The organism is Nocardia callitridis (genome assembly GCF_039543305.1).
In the GTDB taxonomy this organism is placed as follows: Bacteria; Actinomycetota; Actinomycetes; order Mycobacteriales; family Mycobacteriaceae; genus Nocardia; species Nocardia callitridis.
This window is the reverse complement of the sequence record NZ_BAABJM010000002.1, coordinates 1226905-1247261: the sequence shown is the minus strand read 5'-3', so window position 1 is coordinate 1247261 and position 20357 is coordinate 1226905. Positions and strand designations below refer to the sequence as shown.

At 67.3% G+C, this 20357-nt stretch carries 17 protein-coding genes; 15 read left to right on the top strand and 2 right to left on the bottom strand.

Annotated elements, in window-relative coordinates; translation table 11 throughout:
* Positions 1–293: 293 nt before the first annotated feature.
* Positions 294–947, bottom strand: coding sequence for a trimeric intracellular cation channel family protein (locus ABEA50_RS14395; RefSeq protein ID WP_345496566.1), 654 nt, complete (start codon positions 945–947; stop codon positions 294–296).
* A 164-nt stretch (positions 948–1111) separates the two neighbouring features.
* Here ABEA50_RS14395 and ABEA50_RS14390 point away from each other — a divergent pair, with 164 nt between their 5' ends.
* Positions 1112–2398 carry a M20 metallopeptidase family protein gene (locus ABEA50_RS14390; RefSeq protein ID WP_345495843.1) on the top strand — a complete coding sequence of 429 codons (1287 nt, stop codon included), beginning with the start codon at positions 1112–1114 and terminating at the stop codon, positions 2396–2398.
* Positions 2399–2559: 161 nt separating this feature from the next.
* Entirely contained in the window at positions 2560–4149 is a 1590-nt protein-coding gene (locus ABEA50_RS14385) for an ATP-binding cassette domain-containing protein (protein ID WP_345495842.1), read from the top strand.
* Between the two features lie 290 nt (positions 4150–4439).
* Here ABEA50_RS14385 and ABEA50_RS14380 read toward each other — a convergent pair whose 3' ends face one another.
* Entirely contained in the window at positions 4440–4811 is a 372-nt protein-coding gene (locus tag ABEA50_RS14380) for an MmcQ/YjbR family DNA-binding protein (protein WP_345495841.1), read from the bottom strand.
* Positions 4812–5369: 558 nt separating this feature from the next.
* Between ABEA50_RS14380 and ABEA50_RS14375 the strand changes: the two genes are divergently transcribed.
* The 13 genes from ABEA50_RS14375 (at position 5370) to ABEA50_RS14315 (ending at position 20283) form a co-directional block, all read left to right on the top strand.
* Positions 5370–7832, top strand: coding sequence for a RelA/SpoT family protein (locus tag ABEA50_RS14375; RefSeq protein WP_345495840.1), 2463 nt, complete (start codon positions 5370–5372; stop codon positions 7830–7832).
* A 407-nt stretch (positions 7833–8239) separates the two neighbouring features.
* Complete coding sequence (locus ABEA50_RS14370) at positions 8240–9901, top strand: cutinase family protein (protein WP_345495839.1); 1662 nt, start codon at positions 8240–8242, stop codon at positions 9899–9901.
* A gap of 57 nt (positions 9902–9958) precedes the next feature.
* The gene (locus ABEA50_RS14365) at positions 9959–10972 is read left to right on the top strand and encodes a hypothetical protein (RefSeq protein WP_345495838.1); all 1014 of its coding nucleotides are present in this window, start codon (positions 9959–9961) and stop codon (positions 10970–10972) included.
* Between the two features lie 15 nt (positions 10973–10987).
* Positions 10988–11863: a MinD/ParA family ATP-binding protein gene (locus tag ABEA50_RS14360; protein ID WP_345495837.1), complete on the top strand. Its 876-nt coding sequence runs from the start codon at positions 10988–10990 to the stop codon at positions 11861–11863.
* The gene (locus ABEA50_RS14355) at positions 11860–12531 is read left to right on the top strand and encodes a hypothetical protein (protein WP_345495836.1); all 672 of its coding nucleotides are present in this window, start codon (positions 11860–11862) and stop codon (positions 12529–12531) included. Before ABEA50_RS14360 ends, ABEA50_RS14355 begins: the two co-directional genes overlap by 4 nt.
* A 55-nt stretch (positions 12532–12586) precedes the next feature.
* The gene (locus ABEA50_RS14350) at positions 12587–12883 is read left to right on the top strand and encodes a hypothetical protein (RefSeq protein WP_345495835.1); all 297 of its coding nucleotides are present in this window, start codon (positions 12587–12589) and stop codon (positions 12881–12883) included.
* A gap of 8 nt (positions 12884–12891) precedes the next feature.
* The gene (locus tag ABEA50_RS14345) at positions 12892–13167 is read left to right on the top strand and encodes a hypothetical protein (RefSeq protein WP_345495834.1); all 276 of its coding nucleotides are present in this window, start codon (positions 12892–12894) and stop codon (positions 13165–13167) included.
* Between the two features lie 29 nt (positions 13168–13196).
* Positions 13197–13880 (top strand): hypothetical protein, encoded by a 684-nt coding sequence (locus ABEA50_RS14340; protein WP_345495832.1) that lies wholly within the window; start codon positions 13197–13199, stop codon positions 13878–13880.
* Complete coding sequence (locus ABEA50_RS14335) at positions 13877–14695, top strand: hypothetical protein (RefSeq protein ID WP_345495831.1); 819 nt, start codon at positions 13877–13879, stop codon at positions 14693–14695. The genes ABEA50_RS14340 and ABEA50_RS14335 overlap by 4 nt, the downstream gene beginning before the upstream one ends.
* 169 nt (positions 14696–14864) lie before the next feature.
* Positions 14865–16334 (top strand): hypothetical protein, encoded by a 1470-nt coding sequence (locus tag ABEA50_RS14330; protein WP_345495830.1) that lies wholly within the window; start codon positions 14865–14867, stop codon positions 16332–16334.
* Positions 16331–17818, top strand: coding sequence for an SCO6880 family protein (locus ABEA50_RS14325; protein WP_345495829.1), 1488 nt, complete (start codon positions 16331–16333; stop codon positions 17816–17818). The genes ABEA50_RS14330 and ABEA50_RS14325 overlap by 4 nt, the downstream gene beginning before the upstream one ends.
* A gap of 7 nt (positions 17819–17825) precedes the next feature.
* On the top strand, positions 17826–19901 hold the full coding sequence (locus tag ABEA50_RS14320; protein WP_345495828.1) for a hypothetical protein: 2076 nt from the start codon (positions 17826–17828) through the stop codon (positions 19899–19901).
* A 73-nt stretch (positions 19902–19974) separates the two neighbouring features.
* Complete coding sequence (locus tag ABEA50_RS14315) at positions 19975–20283, top strand: transposase (protein ID WP_345495827.1); 309 nt, start codon at positions 19975–19977, stop codon at positions 20281–20283.
* Positions 20284–20357: the final 74 nt, after the last annotated feature.

The window sequence follows — 20357 nt, the reverse complement described above, 5'->3', positions numbered from 1 at the left end:
AGCAAGACGAAAAAGATTGCACGACAACGAGTTTGATGACACATCCAGTCTGTGTCCGAGACGGCCGTCGGGCGGGTCGGTGCTGACCAATGTGCTGGTAGAGGCGGTGGCTACGGCGACTCCCGCCGTGCGGATGCGGGCAACCACGATCGTGTCAAGTGGGCGTGCAAGATTATTTGCGCGGCAATGTTTTTCGGTGTATCTCGGTTACGGGTAATTCGTGCTGTGCTGTCGACCGGGTAGGCACCGGCCGCCAGTGGACACTGCCCGCGCCGGGCCCCGGTGCTCGCGCTTCAGTCCTTCGGGCGCCGCGAGGTAGGTCGCGCCAACGGTGCGCGCCAATGGAATCGCAACGCGAGTACGCGCAGCACCACCACGGCCAGCGAGGCCAAGGTGCCGGTGATCACCGTCGAATGACCCACATGCAACAGCAGCGCCGTGATCACCGCGCCGAGCATCGCGGGCACCGCATAGATCTCCTGTTCGGGATGCAAGATGCTCGGTCGAACCCCGGCCAGAATGTCGCGAATGATGCCGCCGCCCACGGCGGTCACCACGCCCAGCGCCGCCGCCGACGGGGCGCCGAGACCGTGGGTATAGGCGGTGACGGTCCCGGTCACGCAGAACACCCCGAGGCCGATCGCGTCGGCGACGTCGAGCGGCCGGTGGGTGAGTCGTCGCGGCGGATGCCACAGGAAGATGAGTAGGGCTGCCAGCAGTGCCACGGCCGGATAACGTAGCTGGACGAACGCCGTCGGAGTCACACCGACGACGAGGTCGCGGATAATGCCCCCGCCCACGGCGGTCGCGCACGCGAGCACGGCGATGCCGACGATGTCGAAATTCTTGCGAACCGCCATGAGCGCGCCCGATATCGCGAACGCGAAGGTGCCGAGCAGATCGCCGACCTGCGTGGCGATCCCCGCCGCCGCACCGATATCGATCATGTGTGTCACGGAGGTGCCATCGTCGAGAATCCCTGCCTGTCGTGTCGAACGGTGATATCGGCCGTTCCACCGTCGAGCATTCGGAAATTATGCATGATGGATCACGAGTTCCCGAAAATCGGCCGGTGTGATTCGAAGAATTTCCCCGACAGATCGGAGCCCACATGTCCGACCGCACGATCTACGACGAGCTTGATCGGGCCGCGGGGAAGATCCAGCAGCAGGTGGTGCGGTGGCGCCACCACCTGCATCGGCACCCTGAACTCTCCAATCGGGAGGTCGAGACAGCGAAGCTGGTCGCCGACCACCTGACCAGCCTCGGTCTGGACGAAGTACGCACCGACATCGCTGGGCACGGTGTGGTCGGTGTGCTGCGCGGCGGCATGTCGGGTGCTCGGGTCATCGCGCTACGCGCCGATATGGACGCACTCCCTGTCCCAGATCTTTCGGGAGTGGAGTTCGCTTCCCAGACGGTCGACGAGGACTATCCCGGCGGCCCGTTTCCGGTGTCGCACGCCTGTGGGCACGATTGCCACACCGCCATGCTGCTCGGCGCGGCTTCGGTGCTGGCGCACGTGCGTGACAAATTGGCGGGAACGGTGCTGTTCGTATTCCAGCCCGCGGAGGAGGGGCCGCCGGTCGAGGAGAAGGGCGGCGCGCGGGAAATGCTCGCTCAGAACGTCTTCGGTGACCAGACCCCGACGATGGCCTTCGGATTCCACGTCATGCCGTATCCCAAGGGGTATATCGGGTACCGGGCCGGGAACCAGTTCGCCGCCTCCGGGCTCGTCAAGATCACCATATCCGGTCAGCAGGTACACGGATCCATGCCGTGGCTCGGTGCCGACCCGATGCCGGCGGTGGGCGCCATTCTGTCCGGCATCGGGCAGCTTTATCGGCAAGTTCCCGCCTTTGATCCGGTGACGGTGAGCATCGGTCATATCGAGGATGTCGGTCGGTTCAACATCATCGGCTCGCAGGTAACGCTCTGGGGCACTGTGCGTTGTTCGGTCGGCGGGGATATGGCCGAGGTGCGGCGTCGGCTCGCGACTCTTGCCGAGCACACCGCACAGGCCTATAACTGCTCGGCCGACGTCCAACACCTGCAGGACGTCCCGCCGGTGTATAACCGGCAGGAATGGCTGGATGCCGCGCTGCCGACGTTGCGCAGGGTCGCCGGTGACGATCGGGTCGTCGAGACGCAACCGACGCTCGCCTACGATGACGTCGCCGAATTCATCGACAAGTACGGCGGTCTCTACGTCACGCTCGGCGTGCAAGATTGTGAACTCGGCTCGGATGGCCAACCGACGGCGATCCCCGGCGGTCGTGGGATGGTCATGAACCATAATCCGCATTTCTACGCCGATGACGACACCCTGCGCGACGGGGTGCGATTGCACACCTACGCCGCTTACGATCATCTCTCGGGAGCGCTGACGATCTCATGATCCCGCTGCGGGAATAAAGGGGTTGCCGCGTGCGGTAGGCGAGGTTTATTCTTCTGTGGTCTTGTTCCCGTCGAACGGAGTCAGCCGTTGCTCTCATGAGGTAGCCACTCGGGCGGTCCGCATTCGCGCGCCGCGTATCCGTAGCCACCTCTGGAGTACGCATGGGCACTCTGTCTTTTTCCGACCTCACTTTCGCTTGGCCCGACGGCACCCCTGTGTTCGACGGGCTCGACGCGACATTCGGCGCCGCGCAGATCGGCTTGGTCGGCAGCAATGGGGCAGGCAAGTCGACGCTGCTGCGGCTGATCGCGGGTGACCTCGCACCCGAGCGCGGTTCGATCAGTCACAGCGGGCGACTCGGCTATCTGCGCCAAGATCTCGGCCTCGGCGGCGGGCACCGTGTCGACACCGTGCTCGGCATCGGTGAGATCCGAGAAGCGTTGCACCGCATCGAATCCGGTTCCGTCGCCGCGGCGGACTTCGAGATCGTCGGCCAGCAATGGGATATCGAGGAACGCGCGCTCGCCCTGCTCGGGCGACTCGGGTTGCACTACGTCGCCGACGCGGTGTCGGGACTGGACCGCACGCTGGAAACGCTGTCCGGCGGCGAGACGGTCCTGCTCGGTCTGGTCGCCGAACTGCTGACCGAGCCCGAGGTGCTGTTGTTGGACGAACCGACCAACAACCTCGACCACCTCGCGCGCGCACGACTCTACGACGTGGTGCGCCAGTTCTCCGGCACCGTGTTGATCGTCAGCCACGACCGAGAACTGTTGACGCGAATGGACACCATCGCGGAGTTGCGTGCGGGCGAACTGCGGGTGTTCGGCGGCAATTTCGATGAATACGAACGCATTATCGAGGGCGAGCAGCACGCTGCCGCAGCCGCGGTCCGCGACGCACGCGGCGATGTGCGCAAGCAGTCAAGGGAGTTGGTGGACACCAGAATCAAACTGGCGCGTCGGCAGCGCTACGGGCAGAAGATGTACGACACCAAGCACGAGCCGAGAATCGTGATGCGACAACGAAAAAGGCAGGCCGAGGTCTCAGCGGCGAAATTGCGCAACACCCACATCGAGAGGCTGGACTCCGCCGAACAACAGCTGCGCTCAGCCGAGGACGCGGTGCGCGACGACCGCGAGATCCGGGTGGACCTGCCAGGGACCCGGCTGTATCCGGGCCAGAACGTGGTCGAACTGACCGAGGCCAGGCTGTCGTGCGGCCCGACCGTGACGTGGCGGGTGACCGGTCCGGAACGAATCGCGCTCACCGGCCGCAACGGGATCGGCAAGACGACGCTGTTGCGTCGGCTGGTCGAGACACCACCGAGCGTGGCGTGGCGGATGCTGCCGCAACGGCTCGACCTGTTCGATCCGGACCGCACCGTGTTCGAGAACGTGGCCGCCGCGGCACCGCACGCGTCGGCGGAGCGGGTGCGCGCCCAGTTGGCGCGATTCCTGTTCCGTGGCACGGATTCCGATGTCGCGGCAGCGGCGCTGTCGGGCGGTGAACGCTTGCGTGCGGCATTGGCGATGCTTCTGCTCGCCGACCCCGCACCGAAATTGTTGTTGCTCGACGAGCCGACCAACAACCTCGACCTACCCAGCCTCGCCCACCTCACCCAGGCGTTGGCGAGCTTCGAGGGTGCGCTCATCGTGGTCAGCCACGACGAACGCTTCCTCGCCGACCTCGGCGTCACCCGCAGGGTGGAGTTGACCGAGACAGGACTGGTCGAGGGAACGCTCGATTGACGCGGTGCACCGCCGCGCCACCTTGTGCTGGCCGAGATGCCCGATCCGGTCCTCGGTCCTGGCGAAGCGTTGGTGCGGTACGTGCCGTGTCGTCGAACTACGGCGAGGTCGTCGTTGAACTACAGCAGGCGGCGACCGCGCCTGAGATGCCTGCCGGAACAACTATCGGTGGCGACGCGGTGGTGAAGTGGTGACTACCGGATCGCGGGGCGGCTCGCTCCGCGAGATCGCGGGACGGGCGGGCCGCACCCAAGCTAGCGTGCTGCACCATTTCGGCAGCCCAGCGGTTCCTATGCCGGGCGCTCGGCTCGGTCGAGCTGCGCGCTCAGCTTCTTCGGCGCCTTCATCCGGTAGGCGTCGCGGATGATCGCGGTGACCTCCGCCCAATCGGGGTCCACGTCCAGCCGCACGCCGATCCACCCGCTCGGGCCGACATAGGGCGGCACAAAGAACCGGTGTGGTTCGGCGTCGACCACCTCACCCTGTACGCCGGGCGGCGCGGGACACCAGATGGTCGGACCGGCCTCGTTGTGCGAGCCCTCGACGTACTTGGCGAAGGAGGTCTTGGCGCGGACGAAGAAGGTCGGCGCACCGTGTGACAGGCGCTCGCCTGTCTCCGGCAGTCGCAGGCATGCTTTCCTGACGCGCGTCAACGGGTCCACGACCGGAGTGTAAAACGGGGCACCGACACCGACCCGCGGTTCAGGGGGTCGTGTACAGGTTGCTGAGGCGGGGCGCTCGATCTGGCGCCGCCGCACGGTGAGCGGCTCGGCTGGCCTGACGGGCACTTCGACTTCGGGGCCGTGAACAAGGTTGCTCACTCCGGTGATCCATCGCGGCCGCCGTGCACCGTGGTGAGTGGTCCGCATGCGAGCTGGTCGGCCTGACGTGCTGCTTTGCCCTCGGGGGATGACCGGGTTGCTGACGCCGGGGCTCCATCGTGGCGCCGTGCACCGCGCACACGACCCTGGTTGGGTCGAACCGGCCGCTTCAGCCTTCGCGTGTGATCGACACGGAGTGTCCGCAGGTGTCCTGGTATCGGGTCGCCGGGCTCGCCCTGGCGAGCTCGCGCCGACCAGGAACCGGGCCGACCAGCGACATCGGGATTCCCGCAGGTGGGCCGACACCCGACGCGAGCGCGCTCACGGGACTAAAGTTGGTGGTTGGGCGGTTGCCGCGTGCGGGTAGGGTGGGCCGTTCGCGGCTTGAGAGGTGGTGGCATGACTCAGCATCTGGACGAGACGAATGTCGAGGGATCGACAGGCGGCTCGTCGTTCGACGGCGCACAATCCACCAACGAAGGGCAGGCGACGCCGCCCAAACCTGGTCCAGCGCCGAAGCAGAGCAAGCCGAGCGCCCCACCGAAACCGGCCGAGAACTCCGCACCGCCGCGTCCGCCCGGTGCGGCGTTGGCGCCGTCGTCGGTGCCGTCCTCGGCCTCGCGCAGGGTGCGCGCCCGCCTCGCGCGCAGGATGACCGGTCAGCGCGGCATCGCCGCGGTCAAGCCGGTGCTTGAGCCCTTGGCGACGGTGCACCGCGAGCTCTACCCGAAGGCGAACCTGACGCTGCTGCAACGCGCGTTCGACGTCGCCGACGAGAAGCACCGCCACCAGTTCCGCAAATCCGGCGACCCCTACATCACCCACCCGCTCGCGGTCGCCAACATTCTGGCCGAGCTGGGCATGGACACCACCACCCTGGTGGCCGCGCTGCTGCACGACACGGTGGAGGACACCGGCTACTCGCTCGAACAGCTCACCGACGATTTCGGCCCCGAGGTCGCGCACCTGGTCGACGGCGTCACCAAACTCGACAAGGTGAACCTCGGCGCCGCCGCCGAGGCCGAGACCATCCGCAAGATGATCATCGCGATGGCGCGCGACCCGCGCGTGCTGGTGATCAAGGTGGCCGATCGCCTGCACAACATGCGCACCATGCGGTTCCTGCCGCCGGAGAAGCAGGCGAAGAAGGCCAAGGAAACCCTCGAAGTCATTGCGCCCCTTGCTCATCGCCTGGGTATGGCGACGGTCAAATGGGAGCTGGAGGACCTCGCGTTCGCGATCCTGCACCCCAAGAAGTACGACGAGATCGTGCGTTTGGTCGCCGACCGCGCGCCCTCGCGCGATACCTACCTGGCCAAGGTGCGCGCCGAGATCGTCAACACCCTGGCCGCGTCGCGGATCAACGCGGTGGTCGAGGGTCGCCCGAAGCACTACTGGTCGATCTACCAGAAGATGATCGTCAAGGGCAAAGACTTCGACGACATCCACGACCTGGTCGGCATCCGCATCCTCTGCGACGAGGTGCGCGACTGTTATGCGGCCGTCGGCGTGGTGCACTCGCTGTGGCAGCCGATGGCCGGCCGGTTCAAGGACTACATCGCCCAGCCGCGCTACGGCGTCTACCAGTCGCTGCACACCACGGTGGTCGGCCCGGACGGCAAGCCGCTCGAGGTGCAGATCCGCACCCAGGACATGCACCGCACCGCCGAGTTCGGCATCGCGGCGCACTGGCGTTACAAGGAGACCAAGGGGCGCCACACCACCGACACCGCCGAGGTCGACGACATGGCGTGGATGCGCCAGCTGCTCGACTGGCAGCGGGAAGCGGCCGATCCGGCCGAGTTCCTGGAGTCGCTGCGCTTCGACCTGAAGTCGCCGGAGATCTTCGTGTTCACCCCGAAGGGGGATGTGATCACGCTGCCGCAGAAGTCGACGCCGATCGACTTCGCCTACGCGGTGCACACCGAGGTCGGGCACAAGTGCATCGGCGCGCGCGTCAACGGACGTCTGGTGGCGTTGGAACGTCAATTGGAAAACGGCGAGGTCATCGAGGTGTTCACCTCGAAGGCCGAGAACGCGGGCCCGAGTAGGGACTGGCAGAAGTTCGTGGTCTCGCCGCGCGCCAAGGCGAAGATCCGCCAATGGTTCGCGAAGGAACGCCGCGAGGAGGCGCTGGAAAGCGGTAAGGAGCAGATCTCCAAGGAGGTCCGCAGGGTCGGTCTGCCGCTGCAGCGGTTGATGAGCGTCGACGCGATGAACGCTGTCGCCAACGAGTTGCATTACACCGATATCTCCGCGCTCTACACCGCCGTCGGCGAGAACCAGGTTTCGGCTCATCACGCCGTACAGCGGCTGATGGCCCAGCTCGGTGGCATCGGCGATGTGGAGAACGAGCTCGCCGAGCGCTCGACGCCGTCGCGGACACCGGCGCGTCAGCGCGTCACCGGCGACGCGGGTGTGCTGATTCCCGGCGCGACGGGTGTGGTGGCGAAGTTGGCCAAGTGCTGCACCCCGGTGCCCGGCGACGAGATCCTCGGCTTCGTGACTCGCGGCGGCGCGGTGAGCGTGCACCGGACGGACTGCACGAACGCGGACTCGCTGCGCGAGCAGCCCGAACGCATCATCGACGTGGAGTGGGCGCCGTCGCCGTCCTCGATGTTCCTGGTGGCGATTCAGATCGAGGCGCTCGATCGCACGCGGTTGCTCTCGGATGTGACGAAGGCGTTGGCCGACGAGAAGGTGAATATCCTGTCCGCGTCGGTGACCACGCACGGTGATCGGGTCGCGATCAGCAAATTCACCTTCGAGATGGGTGATCCCAAGCACATGGGGCACCTGCTGAATGTGGTCCGCAATGTCGAGGGCGTGTACGACGTCTACCGGGTGACCTCGGCTACCTGACACGGGCGGTTCGCCTGAACGGTCGGGAGATGCCACCGGGGTGGCATCTCCTCGGCGGCGCGGGGTCGGCACTCGCATGAACTCGAAGTTCGCTGAAATCCGCTGCCGGGGTGGGTGGCCGCGCTGCGCCGAGTATCATCCGGTCGGCGTGTAACTTCGAATTAGCTGGTGCGACAACGGGTTTCCGTTGTCGCACGAACATTTTTACGGCCGCTTCCGTCGAAACAAGCTGGGCTTACCGGAAATTTGCCGGTGCGTTCCCGGTGACGCGCGATCACTCCTCGCCGGGCGCGCGAGGTTCCACGGAAGATTTACACGGGCTGGGCGGTCATAGCCGGAATCTGTTACGGTCTAAGGCGTTTCACGGCGTTGAGTATGCGGGCAACACGACTTGATGGTGGGTCGCTATGACTGTTTGCACGGCAAGAATCACCGGAGTGGTGATCGCACTGAGTCTCACCATCAGTACAGGTCTCACCCTCGGTGCCGCGGGAACGGCGATGGCGCAGCCCCCGAATCCGGCGGGCCCTTCGACCACCTTGGCGATCAACTCCTGCCCGGCATTGTACGCCTTGGGCATTCAGGGCACCGGCGAATCGTCGCCGGATGCGGCGCCCACCACCGACACCGGCATGCTGTCGACGGTCTTTCGTCCGCTGCTGGCCCAGGAACCCGACCCCGGCATGGTCGACCGTGCCTACGTCCCCTACGAATCCGGCTTCGGCGGCGCGACCGCCGGTGGCGCGGTGCCGTATTCGGAATCGGTGCAGGGTGGGCTGACCCGGCTGCGCACCATGGCGGGCGATATCGCCGCCAAGTGTCCCGAGACCCGCTTCGCGGTAGTCGGGTATTCGCAAGGTGCGCACGTCGCCTCGATGTTCGCCCAGGAGATCGGCGCCGATCGCGGCGTGCTGCCCGCGGACAAGGTCGCCGCGGTCGCGTTGTTCGCCGACCCGACTCGCAACCCCGGCGCACCGCTGTTTCCCGGCTCGCCAGGAAAGCAGACCCCGGATGCCGCGCCGGGGACCTCCGGCGACGAATTGTCCGCGCTCGCGGCGCTCCCGCAGGAACCGGCGGCGGGTGGCGGTATCGGCCCCTCGCGGGACACCGCGGCGAATTTCGGTGCGCTCACCGGGCGTGTCGCCAGCTTCTGCGCCTCGGGCGATCTCGCGTGCGATGCGCCGGAGGGCGCCCCGATCCTCAAGGCCGTCGCGGAGGTCGCCGGCCAGGCGAAACTCAGCGGCGGCGATCCGATCGCCTCGCTGTCGTCCATCGCGCAGGCGCTCGCGTTCACCTCGATCAAGACCGCGACCAAGGTGGTGAACGAGGATTTCCAGGGCAATTCGCTGGCCACGCTGTCGATCTCGCCGAAGAAGTCGATCTCCCAACGCCTGGCCGACGCGGCCGATCCGCGCACCCCACTGGACCTGCCCGGCGCACTCCAGGCGTTGCTGAAGGTCGGGATGATCGGGCTCAACGCCGTGGTCACCGTGGCGAAGACGGTCATCAATCCCGCGGCCATCTCCGAGTTGGCAACGGTCGGGTTGGCGAATCCGCCCGCCGCGTTGCTCTCGCTCGGCGCCAAACTGGTCGGCGCCGTTCCACAATTGATTCCACCGACCACCGGCGTGCGATTGGTGACCCAGGCGTTCGACGCGGTGGTGCAGAACATCACCGACAACAGCGAGTTGCTGAATACGACGACCTGGGTGCGTTATTGGGACACCATCCAGCGTCACGGCGCGTACGGCACCGCCGCGGTGTCGGCGAACGGCGACGCGCCGACCCGATTCGTCGCCGACTGGTTCGCCGCGGCGGCGCGGGATGTCTCGGCCAGATACGGCTCGGACGGCGCCCCGAAAGGTGGCTCCGACACGGGCGGATCGGGGTCGGCACCCTACGGATTCTCAGGAACGGAGCCCGGCGCGTCGACTACGCCGAATTCGTCCGGTACGGGACAATTTCCGTTTGGGACAGGAGCCGATGGCGTCTTATCCGATGGCGCGAGGTTGATCCCGTCCACCGAGCGCCCCGACGTATCCGACACCCAACCGTTCTCCATGAACTGATCGCCGAGAGGGTCCGACCATGCGACACCACGTGCCTGGCTCAGCGGGAATGGGGGAATGTTGAAGTCGTACAAACAGCTTTCGCGTTGGTATGGCGCGCTGGAACCGGAGACCGGCTCACCGGTCACCAGCCAGCCCGACGACGAGGCGACCACGGCCGCGCCCGGCTCCGGCGAGGACGAGGCGCCCGCGCGGTATCGCGGCCGACCGAGCACCGACCCGCGTCCCGACGACGAACCCGAGTGGCACCGACCACCGCAGAACGTGCCCGTCGAATTGCCCGCGCAGCGCAGCGAGTTCGTCGGCGGTTGGTCGGATTGGGTGGTCGGCCACGCGCCGGGCCCCGACGACGAGTATCCGGTGGGCAGGAACGCCGATCTGGTCCGGTTTCCGTGGTCGGACGACGGTGCCTACGGCGGCGAGTACGACGAGGACTCGGGCGCGCGCCCGTTGGCTTCGCCCGCGCTGCGGCGTCGCGCCAAACAGCAGGCCTACCGTGAGCTGGCCGCCCGTCGCGGTCGTGCCGTAGTGGCCTTGATCGCGGCGGTGCTCGTGCTCGTGGTGGCCGCGGCCGCCGCGGTGTGGTTGTTGCACGGTTCGGCGGGGGTCGGTGCGGCGAGTTCGCCGAACCTGCCCTCGACGGCCGATGTGCGCTTCACCGCGAACAGCCTGTACTCGGGCGGGGATTCGAGCAAGGCCGATACCGCGTGTCCGACCGAACGGGACAACTCGATCGTGCGTGGCGCGGACGCCGGTTCCACCGACTCCGGTCCCGACGTGGTGCTCGCCTTCCAATACGCCTACTACGTGGAGCGTTCCGCCGAGCGAGCACGAGCCGTGCTGGCCCCGAATGCCGCCGTCGCGCCCGTCGAGGCGATTCAACGCGGCATCGATTCGGTTCCGGCGGGAACCACACACTGTGTGCGGGTCGTTCGGCTCGGTGCGAACGAGTATTCGGTGGAGGTGACCGAGTACCGGCCGGGCGGTGCCGCCGCCACCTACAGCAAGCAGACGGTCGGCACCACGGTGATCGACGGCCGGACGCTCATCACGGGCATTCGGGCCGGATAGAAGGAGCGGAAGACGATGGGCGAGGACTGGAGCCGCTGGCTCGACGAGGCACCCGAGGAGGGTGCGTCGTCGGGGCGGTCCGCGCGCGCCAAGGCTCCGGTAGTGCGGTTGCGGCGTGGCAGAGGTGTTTCCGGTGCGCAGCAGCCGGTCCAGCGGCCGATTCTGGTGGTCGGCGGATGCGGGGGTTCCGGCACCACCACGACGGCGCTCGGTCTCGCCGGCGAGCTCGGTGCCGCGGGGACGTCGACGGTGGCGGTGGACGCGACGATGGCGGGCAGCGACCTCGCGTTGCGTGGCGCCGACGAACATCTGCACCCGATCAACTTGCAGTCGTGGTTGTACGGCGCTGGCGACGGTGAACCGGCACCGCTGAAGGAGTGCATGTCGCGGGCGACCTCGGGGTTCGGCCTGCTGTGGCGCGACGCCGATCCGCTGCGCAGACGTGCGACATATCTCACGGTGGCGCGGGCCGTCCACGACGCGGGCTACACCGGGGTCTACGACGGCGGCAGCCCGATAGCCGGGCGTCAGCTGCGACCACTGCTCGATGACGCGGAGGTCGCGCTCGTCCTCGCGATTCCGGCGCGTACGGATGCGGCCAATCGGCTGCGGGTCACCCTGGAGTGGCTCGACGACCAGTTCGGCGACACCGAGGAAGGGCAGGGCACCGGAATCGTCGGCGACACCACAATTGTTGTCTCACACCAGTATCCGGATGAGCCGCCGCAGGTTGCGGAGCATTTGCGTGAGCACCTTTCGGGTTGGGTTCGCGAGATCAGGGAGATTCCCTACGACCCGCATCTCGCGCGCGGTGAGCTCGTGCGGCACGAACAGCTCGCCGAGCCGACGCGTCGCGCGTACCGGCGCTTGCTCGACGGGGTGGCATCATGACCGCCGCCATGCCATTCCCACGCCAGCCTGATCCCGCCGCGCCCGCGGGTGTCGTCGCACCGCCGGAGTCTCGTCGTGCGCGCATCTGGGACCGGCCGGTGCCGGGAATCGGACGCGCCCCGCTGGTGTGGATGTTGGGTGTGCACGGCGGTGCCGGAGCCAGTACTCTCGCGCATGTGCTTGCGCCCGCGGCGGATTCGGGCCGCCGCTGGCCCGGCGTCTTCGACCGCGAATCACCGTTTGTCGTCCTGGTGGCCAGGGAGACCATTGCCGGACTCACCAGAGCGCACGACCTTCTGCGCCAACACCTTTCAGGCTTCGCCGGTCCTGCGGACGTGCTCGGCCTCGTCACCGTCGCCGCGCGGCCCGGGCGGATGCCCGCCGAGATCCGGCGCTACCGCGAAGTGGTCGGTTCGCTCGCGGGCCCGGTCTGGCAGGTCCCCTGGTACGAGGAGTGGATGCTGGTCGAGCCGGAGAATCTGCCGGTGTGGACCCCCGGCGACCAAGCGCCGCAGAAGAAACGCAAGATCGACCCCCTCGACGAGGTGCCGCCCGAGGTGATGAGCCTCGGTGTCGACATCGTCGCCACCGCACGAGCGGCGCTGGCGGAATCGGCGACAGCACAACGCGCACCGAGCCCCGGCAGCAGGAAGCCGCGCGATCAGTGAACGTACGCGCATCGAAATCGGCGAAAACCCAACCATTTTCGAGAAAGGCACCCCGATGAGCATGATCCTCCTCGCCGTGCAGGACACGTACGGCACTGTCCTCGCGCAGGTCGGTAATCCGACCCCCGAGGCGCCTCCTGGCTCGGAGAAGATTCTTCAGCTGGTGCGATACCTCACCTGGTTCGTGCTGTTGTCCGGCATCTGCGGCATCGTCTACGCGGGCGGCAAGTTCGCCTGGGAGAAGTGGACCGGCGGCGGGTTGGAGTCGCCGAAGATGGTGGCGGGCGCCATGATCGGTGGCGTGATCGCCACCAGCGCGGGCACCATCATGAACGCCGTCATCGGGACCTGAGGTTCACGATGTCAACCGTGCGCTTAGCCGCGGCCGAACTGCTCGCCTACAAGCAGATGCCCGCGGAGGTGCTCGCACCACTGATGCAGCTGCTGAATTGGCTGCTGTGGTTCGTGCTGCTGGTCTGCCTCACCTGGATGATCGTGTCCGCGGGCAAGCTGTGGATGGCGTTTCGCAGCGATCTGGCCATGAACGACTCCTCGCACGGCGTGTTGATGAGCCTGCTCGGCGCCTCGGTGGCGAGCACGGCTTCCGGGATCGCGCTCGCGTTCCTGCCCGGGTGAATCATCGAATCGGGACGGGAACTGACACGGTGAGCAATGACGACGCGGCGAGCGATGGCGGCGTCCTGACGGCGCGGCGCGGCTTGGCGTCGTCGCATGCCGTGCGGCCGAGTAGGTCTGCGGCGGGCGCTTTCGGCGCCGCGGCGGTGTTGTTGGCCGCGGTCGGGTGTGGCGGTGCGGACGCGGCGGGCCCCGACTTGTCGGCGGCACCGTCGAATGTGCGGTGGCAACCCTTTCAAGGGGTGCCGCTGCCGCAGACCGACCAGGGCCCGACCTCGACTGCCGCCGGGGCGGCGACCGGCTTCGAGCACTCGCCGCGTGGCGCCGCGGTCGCCGCGCTCACCCATGCGGTGCGGCTCGCGGTCGCGGCCGACAGTCAGTGGGCGCAGATCGCGGCAGGGGAATTGGTGCCGGGCCCGGCCAAGGACGAGTGGGCGGTCAATCGGATCCAGTTGTCGATCACCGGGCCGGCCGCGCCGGAGTACGCGCCACGGCTGCTCGGGTACAAGATCACCGACTACACCGAGCAGAGATCCACCGTCGATGTGTTCACCGAATACTCCGACAACTCGAAAGCGGTGAACCACACCGCCGTCGAGTGGTTCGCGCGGGACTGGCGATTACGTCTGCCCGACCAGGGATCACCCACGAGGCCGATCGACCCGATCGACGAATTGCCGGTAGACACAGTGACATTGGAGGCACCGAAGTGAGTCAGAAGGAGCAGTCGTATCAGCGCGACCGCGTCTCCTTCGGTGTCGTGGCCTCGGCGGCCGTGCTCGCGCTGATCGTGATCGTCGGACTGTTCGTGTTCATCGGCCGTGACGACGAAAAGCCCGGCGCCGCACCGCCGGTCGCCGTGGCCTCCGGCGGGGAAGGGTTCGCCGCCGCCGATACCGACATCTTCGGCAGGCGCATCGATGTGCCGAACAACTCGGCGGGACAACCACTTCCGCAAGATCCCGCACTGCAACACAATTCCGCGGACCCGGACTGGTTGACCGCGGCGCCCGCTGGCACCACCGAGCCACGGGGTTGGCAGCGGGTTTACGGTGCCTCGGTTCCCTTCTCCACCTCCGATGGCCCGACTCGGATCGAGGACGATCTCGCCGTCGGCTACTCGCATACCCCGCAGGGTGCGGCGCTGGCGGCGGCCCAGATCACCTATCGGCTCAACGCGCGCCCGGCCGACCGTGACCTGTATGTGCGGCAGGTGCGGGTCTCGGCTCAGCAGATCGCCTCCTACGACCAGGCTTTGGCGTCCGACCGGCTGCCGAAGCAGCAACCGGAGAGCATCACCAGATACTTCACCGCCTCGGATGCGTTCAAGATCGACGACTACGCCGACGACCTGGCGATCGTCCGGCTCGCCACCCGTGGTCCCGTGGTCGATGGCAAGCAACTCTGGGCGGCCATCCGATTGGTCATGGTCTGGGACGCGGGAGATTGGCGACTGAAGCCGACCTCGGCCTCGGCGGCGGCGCAATCGGAGTACCTCGAGACGCTCCAGGGGTGGACCTTATGGTGACCGTCCTCGGAACCGAAAGCCACGCAGCGGATTTCACGATGGTTCAGTGCACGAGAAAGGCTCGAGAAATAGTTGAGTGCCGGTGGCGCTACGCAGATCGGAGGCGCACCACGATGATGGGCGAACGAGTCCGAATCGAGTCCCTGCGCGGTATCGAGGGGTGGACGCAATGCTGAGACGACTGGTCACGATCCTCGCCGTGATGTTCACGGTGATCATCGCGACACCGACCGTGGCCTACGGCCAGACCTACGGCTACGACCAGACCTGTAACGAGATTCACGACACCCTGGACAATCTCGGCATCCCCGGCATTTCGCTCGGTGACGCCGCGTCGGCCGCGTGCAAGGCGAGCAATGCCGGATCACATCCCGGTCAGGCGGCGGACGCGGTCAAGGACAAGGCGTGGGATTCGACCTTCGGCAAGGTGGTCGACTCGCTGATGAACGGTCTCGGTGAGGCCATCATCCTGGCGCTGACCTTCTGGATGAAGGTGCCCAACGAGGCGGTGAGCGACTCGGGTTCGTTGTTCACCAAGATCAACGATTACACCTATCAGGCACAGATCCTGCTGCTGATCGCCTCGGTGATCCTGTCCGGCGCCAGATTGGCCGAAGCCAGACGTGGGGCCGCGATGAACGAGGCGGCCGAGTCTTTCAGAATGTTCGCCAGAGTGGTGTTCAGCTCGTGGATGCTCGGCGCGGTGATCGTCGCGGGGACGCAGGCCTCGGATCGCTTCTCGGAGTGGATCATCAACGACTCGACCAACGGTAATGCCAAGGGTTTGGCCGAGCTGATGGTGAAAACCAGTAAGTTGCAAGCGTTCTCGCCGGGCTTGGTGTTGATCATCGCGATCGTCGGCCTGCTCGGAGCGTTGGCGCAGATCGTGCTCGCGATCGTGCGGCAGGGCCTGCTGGTGATCGCCGCGGGTGTGCTTCCGTTGGCGGCGGCCGCGTCGGGAATGAACGTCGGCAAGCAGTCCTATCAGAAGCTGATCGGCTGGTTGATCGCGTTCATGCTCTGGAAACCGGTGGCCGCGATCGTGTACATGATCGCGTTCACCACGGCGGGCCACGTCGACTCGCTCACCTCGACCAGCGGATTGCCCGATGGCGAACAGGCGCAACGGATGTTGGTGGCGATCGTGCTGCTGTGCAGCGTCGCGTTCGTGTTGCCCGCTTTGATGCGACTGGTGACGCCCGCCGTCGCGATCGTCGGTAGCGGTGGCTCCGGTCTCACCGCGACCGGTGGCACGTTGATCGCCGCCGCTGGTCTCGGTGCCATGGGTACCAAGGCGGTCGCGAGCAAGGCCGCGGCACAACCGGGTTCGGCCGGATACTTCAGCGGAAGCAACACCCCGCGCCCGCCGGGTGGTTCGGGTGCGATGCGTAGTGGCGGAGGGCCGCCGACACCACCGCGCGGCGGTGGGGGTGGCGGTGGACAGCCGCAAGGACCGCCGCGCGCGTCGGGACCGGCGGGCTCGGCCCCGTCCGGTGCTGCCAGCGCCGCTGGCAGGATCGGCGCGGCCCGCGCCGCGACGAGCGGAATGAACCGGGCCGACGAAACGATGGGTGATGTCGCCGGCGACCGCTGGACGAACCGCTCGCCCGACCTCGGGAGGAGCACCATTCCACGATGACGACCGACACTTACGAGCGCCGCTCCTACGGTTTGTGGCAGAAGCCCCGCAGCGCAGGCCTTTTCGGCCTGCGCTGGGAGGAGACCGTGATCGGCTTCGCGGTCGTGATCACGGCGCTGATCACCGCGATGGTCGGTGGTTTCCAGTGGGGGTTCATTGTCGGTGGCACCGGCGTCGTCATCATGGTTCCACTGGTGTGGCGGACGGGGGGCCGCTCGGGCTACGAGACGGGATTGATGATGTTCAACTGGATGCAGTCGCGCAAGCGCGGCGAACACGTGTATCGCGGCGGGCGGTTCTCCCGGATTCCCGGCGGCGTCACCCGACTGCCGGGTCTGCTTGCGCCGTCGAAGCTCTACGAGGGCATCGACGCGGGCGGTTACAGCTTCGGGATGATTCACCTGCCGCAGTTCGCGCAGTACACGGTGGTGCTGCGGGCATGGCCGCAGGGCCATGAGGCGGTGGACCAACCGGTGATCGATCGGTGGGTCTCGGCGTGGGGCACGTTCCTCGCCTCGGTCGGGCAGACCAGCGACATCGTCGCCGTCGTCCCGGTGATCGACACCGTGCCCGAGACCGGAAACCGGCTGCTCACCGAGGTTTCCACGATCACGAGGCCGGACGCGCCGGATCTCGCGCAACAGGTGATGTACGAGCTGGCCACCGAGCTGCCGCAGGAGCGGGTACAACTGCTGCCGAGGGTGTCGATCACCTTCAAGGCCACCACCGCCGAGCGGCGCAGGAATCCCGCCGAGGAGGCCGTCGAGATCGGTCGTCGCCTGCCCGGCATCTGCGCGGCGTTGGCCGAGGCGGGTGTGCGCGCGCAGCCGATGTCGGCCGACGAGGTGATCTCGTTCATCCGGCGCAGCTACGATCCTGCTTCCCAAGCGGACCTCGAGGTCGCCGCGGGCGAGCCGGGCGGCCACGGCCTCGACTGGGCCGACGCCGGACCGATCTCGCACGACGAGAAGTGGGACCAGTTGGTGCACGACGGCGGCCGTTCGGTCACCTGGGAGATGGACGCCGCACCCGAGGGCGCGGTGGACGAGCGGGTGTTGCAGCGCCTGCTCGCGCCGAATCCCGAAGTGCCACGCAAGCGCATCGCGATCGTCTACCGGCCGCATTCGGCCGCGGACGCCGCCGAGATCGTCGACGACGACTTCAAGAACGCGTTGGTGGCACAGCAGAGCGAACGCGGCGTGGTGTCCGCGTCCGCGACCCTGCGGGTGGGCGCTACCCAGCAGGCGCGTGAGGAGCAAGCACGGGGTCACGGTGTGACCCGCTTCGGTGCGCTGGTCACGATCACCGAGCCGTTGCGCGGTGATCTGCCCCGGATCGAGGCCATCACGCGCGACCTGTCGACCCAGGCGCGCTTGAAGATTCGGCGGTGTTACCGCTACCAGTCGGCGGCCTTCGCGGCCTCCCTCGGGTGCGGTGTGATCCTGCCCGAACACGCGACAATTCCGAAGGCACTGGCGGGGTGAGTAATTCATGGCAGGTGAGTACGAGCCACCCGTTCGCGACCGAGACGCGGGGCGCAGACGCGGCGGTGTCGACCGTCCGCGTCGCGGCGACGCGGCGCGGGTGAACGGCGAGGACAGGTCGGGTCTCGGCACCTCCGAGATGTCCGATCGGGAGCGCAGGGCCGCGCGCGATGGCGCCGGCCGTGGCACCCGTACCACCAGGCCGGTCCGCGAGGGCGGCGCGGCGCGTACCGAGCGCATGCCGCGCCAGCAGGATCCGCGCGGCGGCGGTAATCAACGTCGTGCGCCTGGTCCTCGCCTGCCTCGGACCGATTACGCCGCGGACCGGGCCATGGGCACCCCGCAGACGGACAAGGCGGCACTACGCGCGAAGGCGCGCGCCGACAAGCGCAAGCAGTCGGGCCCGCCACTGCTCGACGAGGCGACCCGCACCAAGCTGGAGATGATCGCCCGCGAGCAGTCCGGTTTGCGCGGGGCCTGGGCGCAGTTCCGTGTGCGCACCGACGATATTCGTCGGCGCAACTACGCGGCGCGTGCCGAACAGGCCTACGAGGACGGGTTCGACCGCAGCACAGCGCAACTCACCGATCGTGGTTATGTCGGCGCGGGCGGCGGCCGGATGAACGTGGTCGGCCGCACCGTCGAATATCGCGCCACCACCGCGCAGGTTGCCGGGCTCTGGCCGTGGTCGGTCGGTGCGGGTGCGCCGTTGATCGGTACGCCGTTGGGCTCGCACCTGCACACCGGGTCACCGGTCTGCTTCGACCCGATGAACTGGTTCATGCGCGGCAGCTTCATCACCGCGCCCAGCTTGTTCGTGCTGGGGCTCAACGGTTTCGGTAAGTCCTCGCTGGTGCGCCGGATCGTGCTCGGCGGCATCGCGCAGGGCATCACCCCGATGATCCTCGCCGACGTGAAACCCGACTACCGCAAGCTGGTCGAGATGGTGGGCGGCCAGGTCATCGACCTGGGTTACGGTCACGGCAAGCTGAATCCGCTGGCCGCGGGCGTGCTCGGCGCGGTGGTGCCTCGGCTTGCCGAATTCCCGGACCTGCAGCTGCAGGTGTTCCAGGACCTGCGCGCGCGGCAGGTGACCTTGATCGCCGGGCTGGTCGAGCTGGTGCGTGGCGACCGGGTGCGCGATTACGAGGAGACGCTGATCTCCACGGCGTTGCGCATCCTCTACCGCGAGGGCAGCGGTTACACCCCGGATCGGCCGCCGATCATGGAGAACCTGCTCGAGGTGATCGTCGCGGGCGGTGAGGAATTGATGCTCGACGCCGGTTGCGATGGTGTCGCGGAATACCAGGGCGCGATCAAGGGGCTGCGACGGTCGTTGCGCGCGCTCACCCAGGGGCCGTTCGGCGCGATCTTCAACGGGCAGACCACGGTGCCGATCGACACCAGCGCGGTCGCGGTGTGCATGGACGTCTCGCATATCCCCACCGGCGACAAGAAACTCAAGGCCGCCGTCATGCTGGCCTGCTGGGCCGACGGGTTCGCCTCGGTGGAGGCCGCACACGTGCTCGCCGACGCCGACCTGGGGCCGCAGCGGTATTTCCAGGTGGTGATGGACGAGCTGTGGCAGGTGCTGGGACTAGGCGACTTCATGGTCGACCGGGTCGACGAATTGACCCGCCTGCAACGTGGCATCGCGACGGCGCTGATCATGATCAGCCACACCATCAAGGACCTGCAATCACTCGGTTCCGAGGCCTCGATCGCGAAGGCGCTCGGCTTCCTGGAACGCGCGCGCGCCAAGATCTTCGGCGCGCTCCCCGCGGAGGAACTCAAGCGCCTCGACAGCACGGTGCCGTTCACCTCGGCGGAGTCGGAGATGGTCACCGGCTGGTCGGCGCCGCAAGCGTTGACGGGTGAGGCGCTCAAGCCGGGACAGCAGCGTCCCTCACCGCCGGGGACGGGTAAATTCCTGCTGAAGATCGGCGAGGACCGTCGGCCGGGCATCCCGTTCCATATGGAGTTCACCGCCTCGGAGAAGGACAGCGGCGTGCACGACACCAATCAGCGATTCAGTGAATTCAGCTCGCCAGGAACGGATTTGCCGGATAGGAGCGGCGCATGAGCACCCGGCGGCGCGAGGAACCCGAGGGGTGGCGCGCCGCTGGGCAAGTGGTCGAAGGCAGGCGGTGGGTGAGATGATGCCGCACCGTTCCTACCGTCGGGTCTCGCCCGAGGTGCGCGACGCCGCGGTCGCGCAGGTCGTGGCGCTGACCGGAAGGCTGCGCAGCGAGTCGGAGGCGTGCAGGATTGTCGCCGATCAGATCGGCGTGCACACGAACTCGGTGCGTAACTGGGTGCGCGCGGCCGAAGGGCCCGGGTTGGAACGCATGGACGCCTCCGCGCTGCGCCGCAAGGTCGCCGCGTTGCAGCAACAATTGGCCGCGGCCGCCGAGGTGAACCGGGCATTGGCCGACACGCTCAACGAATCCCGGCGCCGAACGTGACATTGCCGTCGGTGACGACGGCGGTGGTCGAGGTGCGGCGCCTCGGCCTGTGCTGTCGTGAAATGATTTGCGAG